The following is a 17429-nucleotide window of genomic DNA, read 5'->3' on the forward strand; positions in this document are numbered from 1 at the left end:
ATACGGAATTTATATGCCTTGTTGACTAACATGGTGCTTCATCACCACCTTGAGTCGAATGTATGTTCTTATTATATCAAACAAGGAAGACTTTGGCTAAAGCCAACCGCCATTCATCTCCCCCTTATCGTTTGGCTTTGCCCTTCACACGATTGAAGAGGGAGTCTTCTGTCGTAAAACGATAAAAAAAGCGCAATTTGACATTACTCAAATTGCGCTCTTTGTTTTGTATGAAGTCTTTTTCTTACTGGAAACAGAAAGGACTACAGTAATGAATGAGAAGAAGATGAAGATCCCGGCTGCATATGGGTTTACTGTGATTGAAAGGGTATCGACTATTCCAGCCCCAATAACTGAACCAACTGCAATACCCAAATGAAGAGAGGAATTATTCAAGCTTTGCTGAATTTCCGATGATTCTGGTGCGTTTTCAATCAAATAAGATTGCATAGCCGGTGAAATCGCCCAGCTGAGAATCCCCCATATGATAATAATAATCAAAAATACTGGAAGGATATCTGTTGTTTTTGGAAATACAAAGAAGATAGCACTAAAAACTGCCAGAGCGATAACCATTGTTTTTCTTGAACCGAATGAATCGGCTAGTATACCGCCAATCCCACCGCCGCATACAGCAGCAAAACCAAATATTAAATAGATAGCACTAACCCAATTTGCATTAAGACCGGTGGTTACTTCTAAATATGGCTTGAAGTACGAATACATAATGGAATGACCCGTCATATACAGGAATGTCGTTGTCAGTCCTAATGTGATCTTGTGATTTTTAAATGCTGCAAGCTGTTGCCTTAAAGGAATTTGAGGTTTTGGTTCTATACGACCCATTAATAAATGTACGCCAACTATTGATAATCCTGTCAATACCGTTATAAGTACGAATGGTGCTCTCCATCCAAAACTATTTCCCATTATAAGCCCGATTGGAACTCCTAATACTAATGAAGCACTTACTCCCATGGAGACAATCCCAATTGCCCGGCCTTTATACTGTTCTCCTGCCAAGCTGGGGGCCATGACCAAACATAGGATGATTAAGAGCGCCCCGCTCAATGCTAAAATAATTCTTCCTATAAATAAAATTGAAAAAGTAGGTGCAAATACCGTCACGATGCAACCAACAAAAAATATGTATAAACACGCTAACATGAGACGCTTTCTTTCAATTTTAGCAGTCATGACAAGCAAAATCGGTGATGCAACTGCAAAAATTAATGCGAAAACCGTGATCAGCAAACCTGCTTGTCCAATGCTTACATTTAAATCCTCAGCAATTAAATCTAATATGCCACTAATGATCAGTTCAACCATACCGATTACAAAGGCAATGACCATTAAAAAATATATACGTTTATCCATATTAACTTCCTTCCTAATTCCCCCAAGTGGAATACTTCCCCTTAATGAAAGTTTTCTCAAGAACAAAATAATAATGTACCATACTCTGCAGGAATTGAAAATATCACTTGAAGGAAAAGTGTAATTAAGAATTAAAAAAGCACTATCCTCTCAGACAGTGCTTCTGTTTATTTATAAATCATTTTGAGCAAATTTGGCCGCATTAAGGCCGATCATCTGACACGGCAATACAGTGTTGCCATCTGGCATAATAGGAGCTATAGAAAGATCTGCTACTTTAAGATTTTTCGTTCCAAAGACATTCAGGAAACCATCGACCACACCTTCTTCAATATTCCTACCCATTCTGCATTGGCCTCCGTAATGATTTAGAGCGGTATAAGATGCTCTTACAAAGTCTGATAATACACTTCTTTTTTCCTGCTCATTTTTTATATTGAATATATTTTCAGGAGGATAAACGACCTTATAAACACCATCTGGATCTAACTGACGGGCTCTTCTTATAATCTTAAAAGTCTCTATATATTGATCAACCATATAGTCCAAGTCATCCTGGTTAGCGAGTGGGTTAAAATCTACGGATGGGTAAGCTTCTGGATCGCTATGTGCTGCCATAATTGTACCCTTGCTTTTTGGATTTAGGTCTACGATGCCAATACTCATTACATTAGTTGGGTTATCAGGATTGAACTCCCAATTATTTATTGTAACATCAGGGGAAGGTACAAATCTTGGACCTATATTTCCTAATAACTGTAGGCGTCGTCCTGCCCCATCTGCTTGTTTAAAGGCGCCTATAGGAATAGGTTGGTCAGGATCACGTGACATTACCCGCTGTAGCCTTGACGTTTCTACCTCTATTCCGATTCCGACAGCATAATGAGTTTGAAGGTTATATCCGACATTTGGACTCTCTACAACCGTTACTATACCTGCTCTAGTTAAATCTTCTGTTCTCCCAACCCCTGAACGCTGAAGGATTACCGATGATAAATTTCCAGCACAAACAAATATTCCTTTTCTTGCAGAAGCTCTATGTGATTTGCCGTCTTTTACAAACTCAACACTCCTGGCAACAGGAACATCTTCATCTTCTGAAAAAATAATCTTATTAACTGTAGATTTAGCTAAAATGGCCAGTTTCCTTGAACCAACTCCAATTTCATCAGGATCAAATTCATCCCCTTGAGTTACAATATTTTCATTCAAATATCCTGTTGCAGTTGACGAACGGATGAATCCGCCATCGACTTCCTCCTGGGTGAATTGAGATCGGAAAAAGGTACAGTCTCTAATTCCAGTATTATAGTCTTCAACAATAGGTATATTTAGAACATCTGACGTAGCTTTTGCTAAAATTGTCGTAAGCCCGTTTTCTGGAACAATCTGCTGCCTAATAAAAATTGGGCCTTTGGTACCCCGTTCTTCGGGTTCTTGTGTTTCCCCTGTGTATGTCTCATTTTCTATAAATAATGGTCGTACATTTTGATAACTCCACTGAGAACCGACAAGCTTTGCCCACTCATTATAAAGGTTGCTGCTGCAGCGTACAGCTAACATGGCGTTATGCTCTGAACTTCCGCCAATTGCTCTTCCGCCTGATAATAACAACTGGCGGCCACCGATTGTTGGTTCAAGTCTCGAAAGGATGTTAAAAGAATGCCGATTATCACTAGCTAAGGCTGCCGCAACTGCTCCGGAGGGACTACTTAGTTCTTCTGTCATATTCGTACCAGGCTCAAGCACAAGAACAGTGGTTCTTCGATTATCGGATAACTTTTTTGCAATGACGCCCCCCGCTGTCCCGGCCCCAATCACAATATAGTCAAACGGCTTTAATCTTGCCATGTAATCAATCCTTTCGAATGGCATCTAGAATCACTTAAATCAATAAACATTACCCATTGGTTCCCAATTAAGTGCAAAGAGAAATCCATCTTTATTAATCTAAAGACCAATCTCATTTTATGATTAAGAACCCCTCATGGTGACAAATGATTTGCGGGAGGTGTTCTAAATTAGTAAAAGAGCTGAACTCCAACATACTGCGAAGGGAATATAACTTTTTGGGCATTGTCAATATAGCCCTATTCCTGGATAGATATCTTAAAAGACTAAAAGTGGAGGTTAATGAAAAAGAAGGATTAATCTAAGCGTTATCGAATTATAATCTTCAATGAAAAAATTGTTATATTTTGGAGGTAATGATGATTTTACCGACTATCGCAAGAAACACGTTGGGCATTATGGGATTTCCTTTGACGCTTTGGAACTTAGCTTTGGATAGAAAAAACAAGGTCAATCCGCCGGGACAGATAATTAAAACCAGAATGTCAGAGGTACACGCAATCGCTACTGGGGAAGGACCTGTCACTGTAATCTTGGAAGCGGGATTTAGTTCCATATCGATTGATTGGTGCTATATTCAGCCTGAGATTTCAAAGGTTGCCCGTGTCATATCTTATGATCGAGGAAACTACGGATGGAGCAAGACAAAGAGGAAAAGTATGACCTCATTGGATAGTGTCGAGGAAATGAGGGATATCCTTAGTCATCTGAATATAAAACCACCTTATATACTAGTCGGCCATTCATTTGGCGGCCTCTCGATGAGGCTGTTTGCAAGTATGTATCCCGATGACGTGATCGGCCTGGTTTTGGAAGATGCTGCACATGAGAATCAATATTTTCTTTCCACGGAGAATAGTAAAAGAATTATGAACTTTAGAAGGCTTGTAACAATTGGCTATATCACTTCATTAATAGGTATACCCAGATTGTTTAAACAGAAGATAGGCAGGAAGTTTCTTGCAACGGAATACGATAAGTCACTAAACTATATCGGATATACACTTGGTGCATATAAATCAGTATACCAAGAATATCTGGACAGTGTAATTTCCGCTCAACAACTACTAACATCCAAACCTTTGCGAATGGATTTGCCGGTTGTAGTAATCAGTGCAAAAAAACAAACTGAAGGTTGGAAGAAAAATCAGTTGCTATTAACCGATTTAACAAACAATACAGAACATATTGAAGCGGATACTGGTCACTCAGTTCATCTTGAAAACCCTAAGATTGTAATAGATAGTATTCTTAAATTAATTAATCAAAATGTCCAAAATTATAACAAACTTTAATAGATACATATAGGTCAGAAGATTCTAATCAGGTCATGCCTGGCCGGTTCTCTTTATAATTCAAAAGTTGCCGTACAAGGAGGTTCAAAATATGCCATTTCCCACGCACATTGTAGCCGCAGGTGGATTCGTTGAGGATGGTGAAGGAAATGTTCTTTTAGTCAAAACTCGAGATGGCGGTTGGGTATACCCAGGCGGACAAGTGGAAGTTGGAGAAAATCTCATTAATGCTTTAGTTCGTGAAATCAAAGAGGAAAGTGGGATCGACACTACGGTTAGCTACTTAATTGGTGTTTATTCAAATACTGGGATTTTTAAATGGTATGATGGTGTGACCGAAGTTCCTACACAAGTAATGTTTGATTTTGTTTGTAAACCAATTGGCGGGGAGCTAGCTGTTTCCGAAGAAACAACCGAGAGCCGCTGGGTTCCTAAAGATATGGTGCTCGATTTCATCACACATCCAGCCATTCGGACTCGCTTTCAGGCGTATTTGGAGTTTAACGGAGGAGTGAATTATATGGAATATGTAACGAATCCCGAATTTGTAATCAAACACCAAATAGGTATATCCAGGTAGATTTTTTCTCGTTGTTGAACAAATAATTGCGAGGGTTCGCGTTATAGCGCTCAATTTAACAACGATCTTTTTCCCTTTGAATTCAGTTAATTAAACATTTTCATATTCTTTATTATACAAACGGAAGTTTAGTTAAATACCTTAAAAAATCATAATATGAGAGGGGATAATCGTGAAAAAAATAATATTATTCCTGTTGCTATTCTTATTAGTGGCAATTGGGCTTTCAGCCTGGATATATTCAAATGCAATTGAATCTGTCAAGGCTGTAGAAAAAAAGGTGGTACCTTTAGCAAAAGAAAAAGCCGGAATAGAAAGGCATTCGCGTTTTCAACTATACAATGGATTTGATAAAACAACATATGTAATTGAGGGAAAAAACAATAAGGGTGAAGAGATTATCGCCTGGTTTCCCGAAAACAGCGAAAAGGTTACTGTCCGAAAAATAAGTGATGGGGTATCAGAAAAAGAAGCAATCCGAATTGTAACCGAAGAAATGAAACCTTCAGAGATTCATTCAATTAAGCTGGGTATGTACAAAAATATCCCTATTTGGGAGGTCTCATATTCAATCGGCAACGACCAATTAAATTATTATTTAGTCAATTTTGATACAGGCGAATACGTGACAAAAATACTTAATCTGTAAGCTAAGCCTCTGCCCCCGAGAGGAAAAGAGTTTCGTTTTTGGGCGGCTTTATTACAAATAACATAAATTTTTGATATCTCATTAAGTATAAGCGGAACGTATTTCATAAATGATTGCCTATTTTTTGTGTTTTATTGTCTACGAAAGTTAAGAAGGAGTATGGAAAATTATGTCGAAATATAAAATAGAGTTGCAGTAAATTTTTGGGGGTGTTTAGGTGGAGAAATTAAAAAGGCTTGATGTGGAACAGCTTAATATTGTCGATGAAAATGGAACGGTTAGACTAAGATTATTTAACAACCAGAATATCCCTCCTGCAATGATGGATGGGGAAGATATCCTTCCTGGGCATCGCCAAAGTGATCCAGTTGCTGGATTGATGTTTTATAATTCAGAAGGTGATGAGTCGGGTGGTTTAATTTATGGAAGCCAAAAAGACAATGACGGCAATCATGTATCGTATGGCAGTTTGACGTTTGACCAATATAAACAGGACCAAGTTGTTCAGGTGTTGCACCATGAGGAAAACGGTAAAAAGAATTATGGCTTTTCTATTTTTGACAGGCCAAATACAAACTTAAGAGAAGATGTTAAAAAAGATAGGGAAATTCGTAATTCAACAAAATCTGAGGAAGAAAAAAATGAGGAATTAAATAAGTTGTGGGCAGGAAATGTCCGTCGTGCATTTATGGGGAAAAATGAGGATGGAGATGTAATTGTCCAACTTACTGATAGTAAAGGCCAACCAAGAATTCGTATGGTTGTCGATCAAAATGATATTCCTAGAATGGAGTTCCTTGATGGAGAAGGAAAAGTACTTTATAAGCTGCCGCCAGAAGAGTAGATAGTATGAATAAAAAAATTATAATGTTTGCGTTGATTCAAAAGGATTGACGCATTTTTAAATTAAAGGGTGGGAGTTTAATGTTAAATCGCATCATCAAACAATTTGAATTGAAGGTTCAATCAATAAACGAGGTAGAGGATTCACATAGTTCTACTGTGTATAAATGCAACTTGGCTAATGGTGAAAATATTTTTATAAAAATTCCATTTACAAAATTAAAGTACCAGCGGGAAATAGAAGCGTACGAAATATTAACAGGAAGTGTCTCAATTCCTGACCTGTTGGATTACTGGTCCGGAGATGAGGAGTGCCCCGGCGCCTTTTTATTATCGGAGTTAAAAGGAACACCTTTAACAGCCAATGATTCGCCAACCGTAGCATTTCAAGTTGGGGTTCTCCAAGCCAAGATGCATACTATTCATCCGCCTGCCGGAAAAGAGTTAACTGGCATACGAAATGAATTTGCGAACTGGTCCAGTTTCATTGAGGAGCAATTTTATAGTTTCGCTGAAGATGTAAAGTTCGTTTTGGCCCCACAATTATATAAACAGGCAATTGAAAGATTCGAGAAAATGAGAAACCAACTACCATCACCTGATGGTCCAAGTTTTGTACATATGGATTTTCGCCCGGCAAATATTATTGTTGATGATAATAAAGTTTCAGGAATTATAGATTTTGAGAGCGTTCGGTTTGGTTCAACAGAAATCGATTTTACTAAACTGTATCGAGATTTCTTATGCTTCGATCCCACCTTGTATAAGGCTTTTCAAGAAGGATATAAGAGTGTCAGGCCGTTAATTGATTTAGAAATTGTGTTGCCATTTTACCGATTTACAGATGCTTTTAATAGTATTGGCTGGTGTAAACGCCGTGGTATTGAGAAAAATGCTTTATTTCTAAAGGAAAATGTAAAAAGATTAAAAGATTTTTTACAATAACATAGTGTGCTGCATAGAAGGACTGTCGTACAGATAGCTTTTTTTATGGAAATAGCTGGATCAGTGTTAGATTATCAAGAAGGACTTTTAATTGCCGTGAAGAAAATGTAATGGATAAGCTCTTCGTGGAGGATAATCTATGAATATCATGAACCCGGCTACTCTTGAAGGTTGGCTGCAGCCACATTCAATCGAATGGTACAAGCAGCTTAGCAACCTCCAGGGAAAATATACATACACTTGGAATTCAACCCTGACAGAACCAAATGGGGAATCTGTTTTTGATGAAGAAGTGACTCAACTTATAGTAAATAAGAAAGTATTGGACGTGGGATGTGGGCACGGTGAGTTTACGCTTAAATGTAGTTTGGCAGCAAGAACAATAGTAGGATTTGATGCAACAGATAATTTTATAAATACTGGATTGCAGAATAACAATTCTAATGTTTCGTTTGTTGTTGGTAATACAAAGGATGGATTACCTTTTAAACCAAACGAATTTGATTGTGCATATGTGAGAAAGGGGCCTACCTCATCCTACCCTTACCTTAATAAAGTCGTTACACAAGGTGGGAAAATAATGGGTCTCCATCCTGGTGATGAGTTAGCCAAAGAATTGCCGCTTCTATTCCCAAACCTTTTTGAGACTTCAAATGGAACTCCAATCTTGGATACTCTTTATAAAAAACTAGAATTGAGTAATTTCTCTTATTCAACAATTGAAGTAAAGAATAGTATTGAATACATTGGTTCTCCAATGGATGTATTAAAATTGCGCTGTTTTGGTCAACAACCTTTTATCTTTGAAACGCTGAAAGAAAAATACTTATTAGAAATATCCAAGGTTTTTGAACAAAACAGTACAGAAGAGGGCTTACCTGTAACACATTCCCGTTATATAGTTCGAGCAACTGTTTAATTAACTCTTAGTGAGTTGCGTTGATTGATTTGAAGAAACAGGGCAATACGTCGAGCTCTTCTTATTGAGTTAGTATCTGGCCTGGGAGATAAAATAAGAGAGGGTTTTGATATGACAATCGTTTTTAGAAAATCTGTGTTGGGGGATATTATTCATTTACTTTCTATACAAAAGGCTGCATTTCAAGAGGATCTGGAAAAGTACCAAGACTATGATACCAATCCAGCCTGTGAAACGCCTGAAAAGTTGGCAGAGAATATTAAAAAATTCTATCATTATACAATTTTAGACGGGGAAAAAATTATAGGAGCGTTCGACGTAAGAGGAAATGATAACCGAATGCATATCGATAAAATTTTTATAGATCCTTCCATTCAAAATAAAGGAATCGGCACTTCCGCCATCCATTTTATCGAAAGGGAATTTCCAAATGTGAAATTATGGACTCTCTACACACCCTCGTTAAGTTTTCGCAATCATCAACTTTATGAAAAATTAGGTTACAAAAAGACTAAAGAAGTGCAGCTTTCACCAAAACTGATTTTGTTTAAATTCGAAAAGTTAACAGAAAGTGCTGTATTAAATTAGCTCAACCAAATGCGCCACAAACAGTCAGTATCTTATGCATAGCTGAACCTTAATACATATTCTCCAATACCAGATGAATTTATTAAAAGTGCACGGTACGAAGATCAAGAAGGTTTTTCGCACTATTTTATTGAATTCTTAATAGTGATTCGAGAAAGCCAAGGGGGAATTATATGGGGATGTTTCTGCCTCCAGTCATTCTGCTGATTATAGTAAGCCTTCTTGTTTATTTTGTAATTTCATATCTAAACAGGGCGAAGAACATTAAAAATCGCCGGAATATAACTGTTTTAGTGTTGAGCCTACTTTTAATTATTATTGTCCTGATTATTATGGGAGTTTTAAGTTTTTATTCTAATCCAGCTGATCCTTCATCTTTCTAAGGTTCTAAAGAGAGTAGTTTATTAGTTTTAAATAAGTTAATCTTAAGGAAGTGTTTACGGTTCGAACATTATCTTTTGAAAATTTCCAAAAAGCACGACATTATTTAATGGATAACGGAAGGGACTTGGAACAAGAATTGTTTTGTTTTCATTTTGAAAATGGAAACCCTCAAAACGTTATTTCTTTATTACAACAGTATCAAGGGGAAAATGGCGGATTTAGAAACATGGGGGAAGGACATACAGTTATTCCAAATGGAATGGATACCTGTATGGCTTTTCAGTAGCTTAGTGAAGTTGGTGCTTCATCAGACGACGTTGTAGTACAAAAAGGCATCCAATACATACTAGATTCATATGATTACGAACTGAAATGTTGGCACCCGAGGCCTAATCAAAGAAGCGAGGATTGGACCGATAATCCCTGTGCTGAATTGGTGGGTTATTTATATGAATATAGTGAATTAGTTCCAGGCGATTTTCAAAGAGAAGTAACCGAAAATGCCATAGCGAAAATGAGTAGCATTCATACTTCTGATGAACCAAGGCAATTTTACTTTTTGGAAGCGCTCAGTTTGCTTCGATTGGCCATAAGAACAGAAGAACCATACCAGTCGATCATTCTAAATCAATTAGAAAAAGATATTGACGAAATTATTGAAACTGACTCCGATAAATGGGCCACTACTTATTGCGCGAAACCGTTTTTCTTTGCCCATTCACCTGAAAGTCCATTGTATTTGCCAATTAAAGAGTTTGTTATCAGTAGTTTGGAAAATGAAATTAAAACCCAAGCAGAAGATGGACATTTCATTTTAAACTGGAATTGTGATGAAGAATCAGCAAAAGTTTGGAAAAGTATATGGACAATGGATGTTTTAAAGGTTCTGTACCATCACGGTATGATTGAAAAAGAATGGGAGGAGAAGATGAATTGAAAGCACAAATAAACCTGATCACACTAGTTACCGATAACGTGGAAGGAATGACTAATTTCTACCGAGATGTCCTAGGGTTTACAATCAAAAGTGAATCTCCGAATTATGTTGAGTTTCATAATGAGGGGGTAAGATTTTCTATTTGTTCGAGGGAAATAATGTCCGATATCACTGACGGACACAGCTCCTTTAGTGAGGAGAAGAATGGCCAGTCTTTTGAATTGGCATTCCCATGTGAAACACAAGAGGAAGTGGAGCAATCCTTTAAAGAAATAATAGAAAAGGGAGCTACCCCAATTAAAGAACCTTCACAAATGCCCTGGGGCCAGACAACTGCTTTCTTTGCTGACCCTGACGGCAACATACATGAAATCTTTTGTTAAGAAACAGGGCTTTATCTTCGCGAGGGGGAAAGTCCTTTCTTATTAAATAACGGCTGTGTAGTAGTTCGAAATTTATTATGGGGTGAAGAATTGTCCACTGATATTCTTAAACAAAACCGAAAAAGCTGGGATAAAGTAGCACATCATTTTAATGGTGTGGACGCATTGCCAAGTTATGGCCCTTTTGCACAAACAGAAGATGAGTTAGGACTATTTGATGAAATTGCGAATAAAAAAGTTCTTGATATTGGTTGTGGCAGCGGTCATTCATTGAAGTATATGGCAGAAAAAGGTGCTGCCGAACTAGTATTGATTTATCAGAGGCTCAAATAAAAACAGCAAGCGAAACTCTTAAGGATGTTAAAGCCAATTTAATTTGTTCACCAATGGAAAATGACGTTGGTATACCTAAGGAATATTTCGATGTGGTTTATTCGATATATGCAATTGGATGGACAACAAATCTTTCCGCTACATTTGATTTGATTCATTCCTATTTAAAGCCCGGTGGATACTTTATATTTAGTTGGGATCATCCTCTGTACCCACATTTGAAAAGCCATGAAGGACAAATCTACCTTGATGGCTCATATCAAGATGAAGGGGTAACAAAATATCCGAGATTTAAAGGTGAAGAAGCACCAGTTGTCATTCCTAAAAGAAAGATGGCAACGTACATAAATGAATTAATTAGAGCGGGTTTTACAATAGGCGCTGTTATTGAAAGTGTCGTGTCATCTGAATTTGATACAGTTAGTGAGGAGATATCTGATCGCTACTATTCTTTATACAAGGCAAGGAAGTTTCCGACTACGATGATAATGAAGTCAATAAAAGGATAGCTATTCTTCCAAGTGGGACAAATATGACGAAACCAACAGTAACTCTTAGTGATTATAGTTCAAATTGGGAAAAACAATATGAATATGAGAAAATAAGAATCCTTAACGTTTTAGCTGAAAAGATAATCGGAATTGAACATATTGGAAGCACCTCTATAAAGGGATTAGCAGCAAAACCAATCATTGATATTATTTTAGGTGTACAAGACCTAGATGATGTAAAAAATTTTGTTAGTTTTCTTAGTGAAATAGAATATGAATATGTTCCTAAACCTGAGTTTAAAGAAAGAATGTTTTTTAGGAAGGGATTATGGGGAGAAGGCACGTGTCATCTTCATATTTGCGAATATAATAGCCGTGAATGGATTGAAAAAATAGTATTTCGTGATTATCTTAGGATACACCCTCAAGTAGCCGAAGAGTATGCTGCATTAAAAAAGGAACTTGCTTCTAAACACAAGTTTGATAGACCGACCTATACGAAGAATAAAGAACCGTTTATAAAAGCAACAATCGAAAAAGCTAGGAAGCAATTACAGTAAAAATAACATTGATTGTTTTAATGCGTGATTCCGCTAATGAACAAACCGTACAGGTATGCTCAATAAGGGGCTTTTTTTGAGTTGAGTAGTTTGAGAGGAATTGGCATTTTTAAGGCCAAATCATACTATTAAGTTTTTTAAAAAAAATGCGGCTTGAGGAAAGCTCCTCAAGCCATATTAATTATTTTTACATAATTTTTCCGCATTTAAGCATTTCAGTTATCACTTGCTAAAGCCGAAACAACTTGCACCTATAATGATAAGCAAAATAAACAATACTACAATTAAGGCAAAATTATTCCGATAACTAGGACAGCCATAACCATAAACAGGAGATGCACATTCATAACCATAAACCGGAGTTGGACATCCATAATCATAAACAGGAGCTGTATAAGCAGGCATTGGAGCAATGTTTGAAGCAATGTTTGGAGCTACATTTGGGGAAATATTTGGAGCAATGTTTGGTGCAATATTCGGAGGAACATTAGCACCAAGATACGGTGATGCGTTAAGGTTTGGATACATTATCACACTTCCATTCATGTAAGGAATTTCCCTATATAGTACTCCCAGAGCTGGGTTTTGAGCCCGTCTATTAAAAAATGGGTAAATGTCAGGGGTGTGAAATGACCAGATATTATAGTAAATAATAAAGATAGTGAGCATATGAAATCGAGCTTTTGCCATGGTGCACAATTGGACGCTGCATTTTGTATGCATTACCGTTTCTAAACCAGCTTGCCATTCCAAATAAATACTTAAAAGAAGGCCTTGTCACCAATTTTGTTAAATAAGCTGGTTGATCACTATACGGTTTTCTTTTTTCATTTAGAATTTGAATCATTTCTTGTGATGGCCTTATATTAAATCCATGTCCAAAAAATCTGCCATCATCAAGGGCAACAGCATTAATACCTCTGAACTGTGGTTTTCTTCGATCAAAGTCAGGATTATTAAAGTACAAAACATCTCCAGGGAGAAAATGATTGGAATAAAAAGTGATGATACCCACGTCAGTATCTGTATGCCAGCTGTATAGATATAAATCTTGAAACAGTGAATTAAATATATTGGTACCCATACTTTTCAATATGGCGTGGTAATAGATGATTGGAATAGCGGTTGCACATTCAAATGCATAGAGGGAACTGTTCCGAAAAATATCCAGAATCGCATCAGCCGGTTGTACATCGGGTCTTAAAAGGAACCCGCCTTCCGTGGTTAATTGCCAGTACCTTGGGTTGCAGCGGGCATATGCAAACGTAGTAAACGCTGCTTGACTATTGTTCATTTCTTTCGCACTTTGGATAATGTTCTTACGGACTTTAAGTTCAAACAACAATTCAGGCTCGGAATAATAAGAATACAAGACCGGAGAATTCTGCATCTGGTTAATAATTGTTTTCTCAATACTTCCAAATTGCCAATTTTCACTCTGTTGAAACGGGACCCCTGATAGTTGGATCATACAATCCCCCATTCCTCTACGACTTTTCATCTGCATTCATATCTATCGTATTCTCATTTTTATTTATCATGTTAAGATGCAGAAACAATAATTATCTGTCCTTATATAGAAAAGAGCATCCAAAAAAATCACTGGAAAGTATGAGGCAGGCTGTTTTAATGAACCCAGATTCCTCTGAACCACCAATGTTTCATTTCAAAGTTGGTGGGAAAACAATGCATGGGAGGAATGATGATGGATAATAATCTATTTGGTAAGTCGGGGTTGAATGTTTCAAAATATGCTTTGGGCACGATACCGTTCAGTGGTACGAAAGGCTTTGAAAATGCCGGTGACATGGACCAAGAAACGGCAAATTATATGGTGGATTATGCGCTGGATCAAGGCATTAATCAATTTGATACTGCGAATATGTACGCGAAAGGGGATGCAGAAATTGTTTTAGGCAAGGCGATTAGAGGCAAGCGGCATGAAATGGTTATTAGCAGTAAAACGGGATTTCAGCTGACAGATAATCCGAATGATGTTGGCGCGACTAGAATCAATATTGAATCGTCAATAGACGCTTCATTAAAAAGGCTCGGTACCGACTACATAGATTTATACTATGTCCACCTTTGGGATGGCCAAGTACCTGTCTACGAGACTGTCCAGGTAATGAATGACCTCATTAAAAAAGGGAAGATTCGCTATTGGGGAGTATCCAATTACAGTGGTTGGGCGCTTGCCAAGACGCATACACTGGCAGTAGAAAACAATATGACGCCGCCAATTGCACAGCAAATATATTACACCCCGGAATCACGTGAGGCAGAGTATGAACTTTTACCAGCAGGCAAAGAACTCGGGATTGCTAATAGTATTTGGTCTCCGCTGGGTGAGGGGCTTCTCACAGGTAAAATTACGAGAAACAAGAAAGCCGAACCAGGTACAAGACAAGGGGATGGCTGGTCCGAACCATATATTAAGGATATCGATTTATTTTATAATCTAGTCGATTTGTTGAAGGATGTGGCATCAAAACATAAAGCGACAGTCCCCCAAGTCGTCCTTGCATGGCTGCGTGACAGACCAAATGTCGATTCAATCGTCTTGGCTGCAAGAAATAAAGAACAGTTGCACGAAAACATTGCATCCTATAATTTAAAGTTAACGGACGAAGATATTTCGCAAATTACTGATTTAACAACACCTGAACCTATTTACCCATTATGGCACCGCGCTATGAATTCATTTGATCGAGCTTCGGCTGCAGAGAAAGGATATTTAGAAGGATACAAAAGGTTAATGGATAGCAAAAATCGAAATATATAAAGATGATGGAGCAATAATTTTAGCTGACACTTAAAGACGAACCACACACCAGATATTGTGCGGGTTCGTCTTTGTTCAATGTAAAATTTGCTTCAAAGCAAGAAAAAAAGCCAAATGCTGAAATTTGGCTTAAAAGGCTCTTGAATTTTCCACCCGGATTTATCTTTCACCATGGCTAACTCTTTCTTTTTGTGTAATATAAAAAATGACAGGTATGATCAAAATAGATACGATCATTAAAACGAAGGCAATTGAGTTTTTATTGTGATCATTTACCCCAGCAGCAAACATAACGCCATATAAGCTTGATGCAAGGATGTTCCCGATAAATCGTGAAGTCTGCAGTAAACCGGAAGCTATTCCGCTTTGTTCTTTTGGGACAATCGAATAGAGTGAATTTTGTGTGCCAATCGTTAATGCACCATTGCTTATACCTGTGATTGCCAACACTATAAAAATCCACAGCAGACTGGATTGTTGATTAAATGCAACCAGTAACCCAACCCCTACGATTCCCACCGCAGCTCCAAATAATAATGGAATTCTAAATCCGACCTTTTCTGTCCAACGTGTCGCTATAGGTGTCATCACCATTGCAAAGATCGAAATAGATAGCATCATCATACCCGCCGTTTTTGAGTCAAGCATGATCACCTTTTGCAAATAGGTCGGCATAGATAAAATTAAGGCGAAGAATACAAGTGTGACTAAGATAAATTGAAAATAAATAAGTGATATTTTCGGGTTTTTCCTTAAAAATACGACATTTAAAAATGGCTCTTTTCTCTTTTTTTCGTAGAAGTAAAAGAAAATCGAAACTAATAACGACAAGCCGAACGTCCAACTATTAAAGCCGCTTTCTAATGATTGGAAAAAGGTCACCCAGGACGACATAAGGATGCTGAATAGAATAATACCAATGAAATCCCATTTGTATGGCTTAACCGCAGCCTTTACATCATTCGGTATATAAACCAAAGTTAGTATTGCTGAAATAATGATGAAAGGGAAATTTACATAAAAAATAACCGGCCATCCGGCAAACTGAATTAATAGTCCGCTTATTGTTGGTCCAAGTGCTGCCGTAACTGTTGCAAATACTGCCAGTGTAGCAATTACCCTATTTTGGTTTTTAGTGATAGTGGTTCGGACAATTCCGATTCCAGCGGGAAAAAGAGCGGAAGTCCCAATCGCTTGGATGCCTCTCATTCCAAGCAAAAACATCATATTTGGGGATAAGGGCGCCAAAAACGAAGAAATAGACACTAGGACCAACCCTAGCAGATAGATTTTCTTCCTGCCGTAATGATCGCTTAATTTTCCGGCTAATGGCATGAAAATAGCGCTTATAATGAAATAGGAAGAAATTAACCAGGATATATCCCTGGATGTAAGTTGAAACTCCGTTTGTATGGCTGGCAATGCCACTGTAATCATCGTTGTATTTAAAGGGTTTAAAACAACCCCCAACACAATAGCCGCAATTAACAATCTAGGGCTTTTCACCAAATCCCCATTACTTCTTTCTGACATCAAATTTCCTTCTTTCTATCTTTATAAAGGTACATATAGTTAATGATTATATCAAAATTAAACGTTGTATACAGGTAAAAGGATGTTTATTAAACTGAATCGGATAAACTAACCAAAAGAATGGGAAGAGGTGCTTTATGAAAAAGTTACTATTGGTTAGTTTATTTAGCATCATTACTTCATTGTATCCTATGCAAGCTAAGGCCATTACAGTGCCTTGTAGTATGGTTTTAACCCCAACTGATCAGCATCCTCCAAATGCGATGGGAGCTGCATTGGTTTACAAGGTCCAACTGAATCCGCCAAGTTTTGCTCGAACGAACATTAGTATTATTGCAGTCCATCTACCAGTGCCAACACAATATGGGAATTATGATGGGTATGAAGGGTTTGCATTTAAACCAAATGAAATTAGCTGGCGTTTTAGATTATATCCTACTCAGGAAGAAGATAGTCCAACTTGGGGAGGACGATTTGATTTAATCACAGCCGAGATGGAAAATGTTCAAGTTCAGGTGAGGCTATCCAATTCAAAAACAGAAAAATTGGGCCCGAGTGTTTTGAGCAATCATATTAAGCAGTGTAAATAGGCTTATCCAACAAGAGCAGACCGACAAGATTAACACATCCTTAGACAGGTAATGCAGGAGAGGTAAATTTCCATTTATGGTATATAATTCAGTTAAATATGTTAGAAGAGGGTGATACATTGAAAAATAATCCTACCATTGGACTTATAGTATCGTTAATTGCATTGGGCTTACCACTTATTTTTCTTATTACCTCTTTGACAACTGACGAATGGAATTTTTTCCTTTAGAGTTTATTGCCATCCTTTTCTGCGGGGCTTACTGGTTTGATTATCACTATTCAACAGATTAAAAAGGGTAAACTGAATAAATTTTAATGGAGCAAACATTTGGAGTAGCAGGTTTGGGAAAAATCAAATACCAAATCATTTCTAAAGCAGTGGATT

The 17429-nt window shown here is 37.4% G+C and carries 18 protein-coding genes and 1 pseudogene; 14 read left to right on the forward strand and 5 right to left on the reverse strand.

Features of this window, described 5'->3' with window-relative positions:
* Nucleotides 1-207: 207 nt before the first annotated feature.
* Nucleotides 208-1377 (reverse strand): MFS transporter, encoded by a 1170-nt coding sequence (locus A8F94_RS00005; protein ID WP_066193677.1) that lies wholly within the window; start codon nt 1375-1377, stop codon nt 208-210.
* Between the two features lie 171 nt (nt 1378-1548).
* Nucleotides 1549-3228, reverse strand: a complete 1680-nt coding sequence (locus tag A8F94_RS00010) for a GMC family oxidoreductase (RefSeq protein ID WP_066197093.1) — start codon at nt 3226-3228, stop codon at nt 1549-1551.
* Nucleotides 3229-3587: 359 nt separating this feature from the next.
* On the opposite strand from A8F94_RS00010, the gene A8F94_RS00015 reads away from it, so the two are divergent.
* From A8F94_RS00015 to A8F94_RS00075, 12 genes and pseudogenes are all read left to right on the forward strand, one after another.
* Nucleotides 3588-4523: an alpha/beta fold hydrolase gene (locus A8F94_RS00015; RefSeq protein WP_066193680.1), complete on the forward strand. Its 936-nt coding sequence runs from the start codon at nt 3588-3590 to the stop codon at nt 4521-4523.
* Between the two features lie 91 nt (nt 4524-4614).
* The gene (locus A8F94_RS00020) at nt 4615-5103 is read left to right on the forward strand and encodes an NUDIX hydrolase (protein ID WP_066193683.1); all 489 of its coding nucleotides are present in this window, start codon (nt 4615-4617) and stop codon (nt 5101-5103) included.
* A gap of 172 nt (nt 5104-5275) precedes the next feature.
* Complete coding sequence (locus tag A8F94_RS00025) at nt 5276-5752, forward strand: cell wall elongation regulator TseB-like domain-containing protein (protein ID WP_066193686.1); 477 nt, start codon at nt 5276-5278, stop codon at nt 5750-5752.
* Nucleotides 5753-5969: 217 nt separating this feature from the next.
* On the forward strand, nt 5970-6596 hold the full coding sequence (locus A8F94_RS00030) for a hypothetical protein (protein WP_066193688.1): 627 nt from the start codon (nt 5970-5972) through the stop codon (nt 6594-6596).
* Between the two features lie 80 nt (nt 6597-6676).
* The gene (locus tag A8F94_RS00035; protein WP_066193690.1) at nt 6677-7540 is read left to right on the forward strand and encodes a phosphotransferase family protein; all 864 of its coding nucleotides are present in this window, start codon (nt 6677-6679) and stop codon (nt 7538-7540) included.
* Between the two features lie 139 nt (nt 7541-7679).
* On the forward strand, nt 7680-8459 hold the full coding sequence (locus A8F94_RS00040; RefSeq protein ID WP_066193693.1) for a class I SAM-dependent methyltransferase: 780 nt from the start codon (nt 7680-7682) through the stop codon (nt 8457-8459).
* Between the two features lie 111 nt (nt 8460-8570).
* Nucleotides 8571-9047, forward strand: a complete 477-nt coding sequence (locus A8F94_RS00045) for a GNAT family N-acetyltransferase (protein WP_066193695.1) — start codon at nt 8571-8573, stop codon at nt 9045-9047.
* Nucleotides 9048-9555: 508 nt separating this feature from the next.
* A complete protein-coding gene (locus tag A8F94_RS25495) occupies nt 9556-9717 on the forward strand; it encodes a hypothetical protein (protein ID WP_175384318.1) in 162 nt (53 codons plus the stop codon).
* Nucleotides 9718-9867: 150 nt separating this feature from the next.
* The gene (locus A8F94_RS00060; RefSeq protein ID WP_066193703.1) at nt 9868-10368 is read left to right on the forward strand and encodes a hypothetical protein; all 501 of its coding nucleotides are present in this window, start codon (nt 9868-9870) and stop codon (nt 10366-10368) included.
* Nucleotides 10365-10751: a VOC family protein gene (locus tag A8F94_RS00065; protein WP_066193706.1), complete on the forward strand. Its 387-nt coding sequence runs from the start codon at nt 10365-10367 to the stop codon at nt 10749-10751. The genes A8F94_RS00060 and A8F94_RS00065 overlap by 4 nt, the downstream gene beginning before the upstream one ends.
* Nucleotides 10752-10841: 90 nt before the next feature.
* Nucleotides 10842-11593: pseudogene (locus A8F94_RS00070) on the forward strand (class I SAM-dependent methyltransferase).
* A gap of 23 nt (nt 11594-11616) precedes the next feature.
* A complete protein-coding gene (locus tag A8F94_RS00075) occupies nt 11617-12135 on the forward strand; it encodes a GrpB family protein (RefSeq protein WP_066193710.1) in 519 nt (172 codons plus the stop codon).
* Nucleotides 12136-12357: 222 nt separating this feature from the next.
* Here A8F94_RS00075 and A8F94_RS26620 read toward each other — a convergent pair whose 3' ends face one another.
* Nucleotides 12358-12540: a YjcZ family sporulation protein gene (locus A8F94_RS26620; RefSeq protein WP_066197095.1), complete on the reverse strand. Its 183-nt coding sequence runs from the start codon at nt 12538-12540 to the stop codon at nt 12358-12360.
* Between the two features lie 235 nt (nt 12541-12775).
* Nucleotides 12776-13606, reverse strand: a complete 831-nt coding sequence (locus A8F94_RS00085) for a protein-glutamine gamma-glutamyltransferase (RefSeq protein WP_066193713.1) — start codon at nt 13604-13606, stop codon at nt 12776-12778.
* A 234-nt stretch (nt 13607-13840) separates the two neighbouring features.
* On the opposite strand from A8F94_RS00085, the gene A8F94_RS00090 reads away from it, so the two are divergent.
* Complete coding sequence (locus A8F94_RS00090) at nt 13841-14920, forward strand: aldo/keto reductase (RefSeq protein WP_066193716.1); 1080 nt, start codon at nt 13841-13843, stop codon at nt 14918-14920.
* A gap of 159 nt (nt 14921-15079) precedes the next feature.
* Here the strand turns inward: A8F94_RS00090 and A8F94_RS00095 are convergent, their stop codons facing one another.
* A complete protein-coding gene (locus A8F94_RS00095; RefSeq protein ID WP_066193718.1) occupies nt 15080-16453 on the reverse strand; it encodes an MFS transporter in 1374 nt (457 codons plus the stop codon).
* A gap of 137 nt (nt 16454-16590) precedes the next feature.
* Here A8F94_RS00095 and A8F94_RS00100 point away from each other — a divergent pair, with 137 nt between their 5' ends.
* The gene (locus A8F94_RS00100; RefSeq protein ID WP_066193721.1) at nt 16591-17043 is read left to right on the forward strand and encodes a hypothetical protein; all 453 of its coding nucleotides are present in this window, start codon (nt 16591-16593) and stop codon (nt 17041-17043) included.
* Nucleotides 17044-17429: the final 386 nt, after the last annotated feature.

The sequence above is a fragment of the Bacillus sp. FJAT-27225 genome (assembly GCF_001685025.1).
Taxonomy (GTDB): domain Bacteria; phylum Bacillota; class Bacilli; order Bacillales; family Cytobacillaceae; genus Bacillus_D.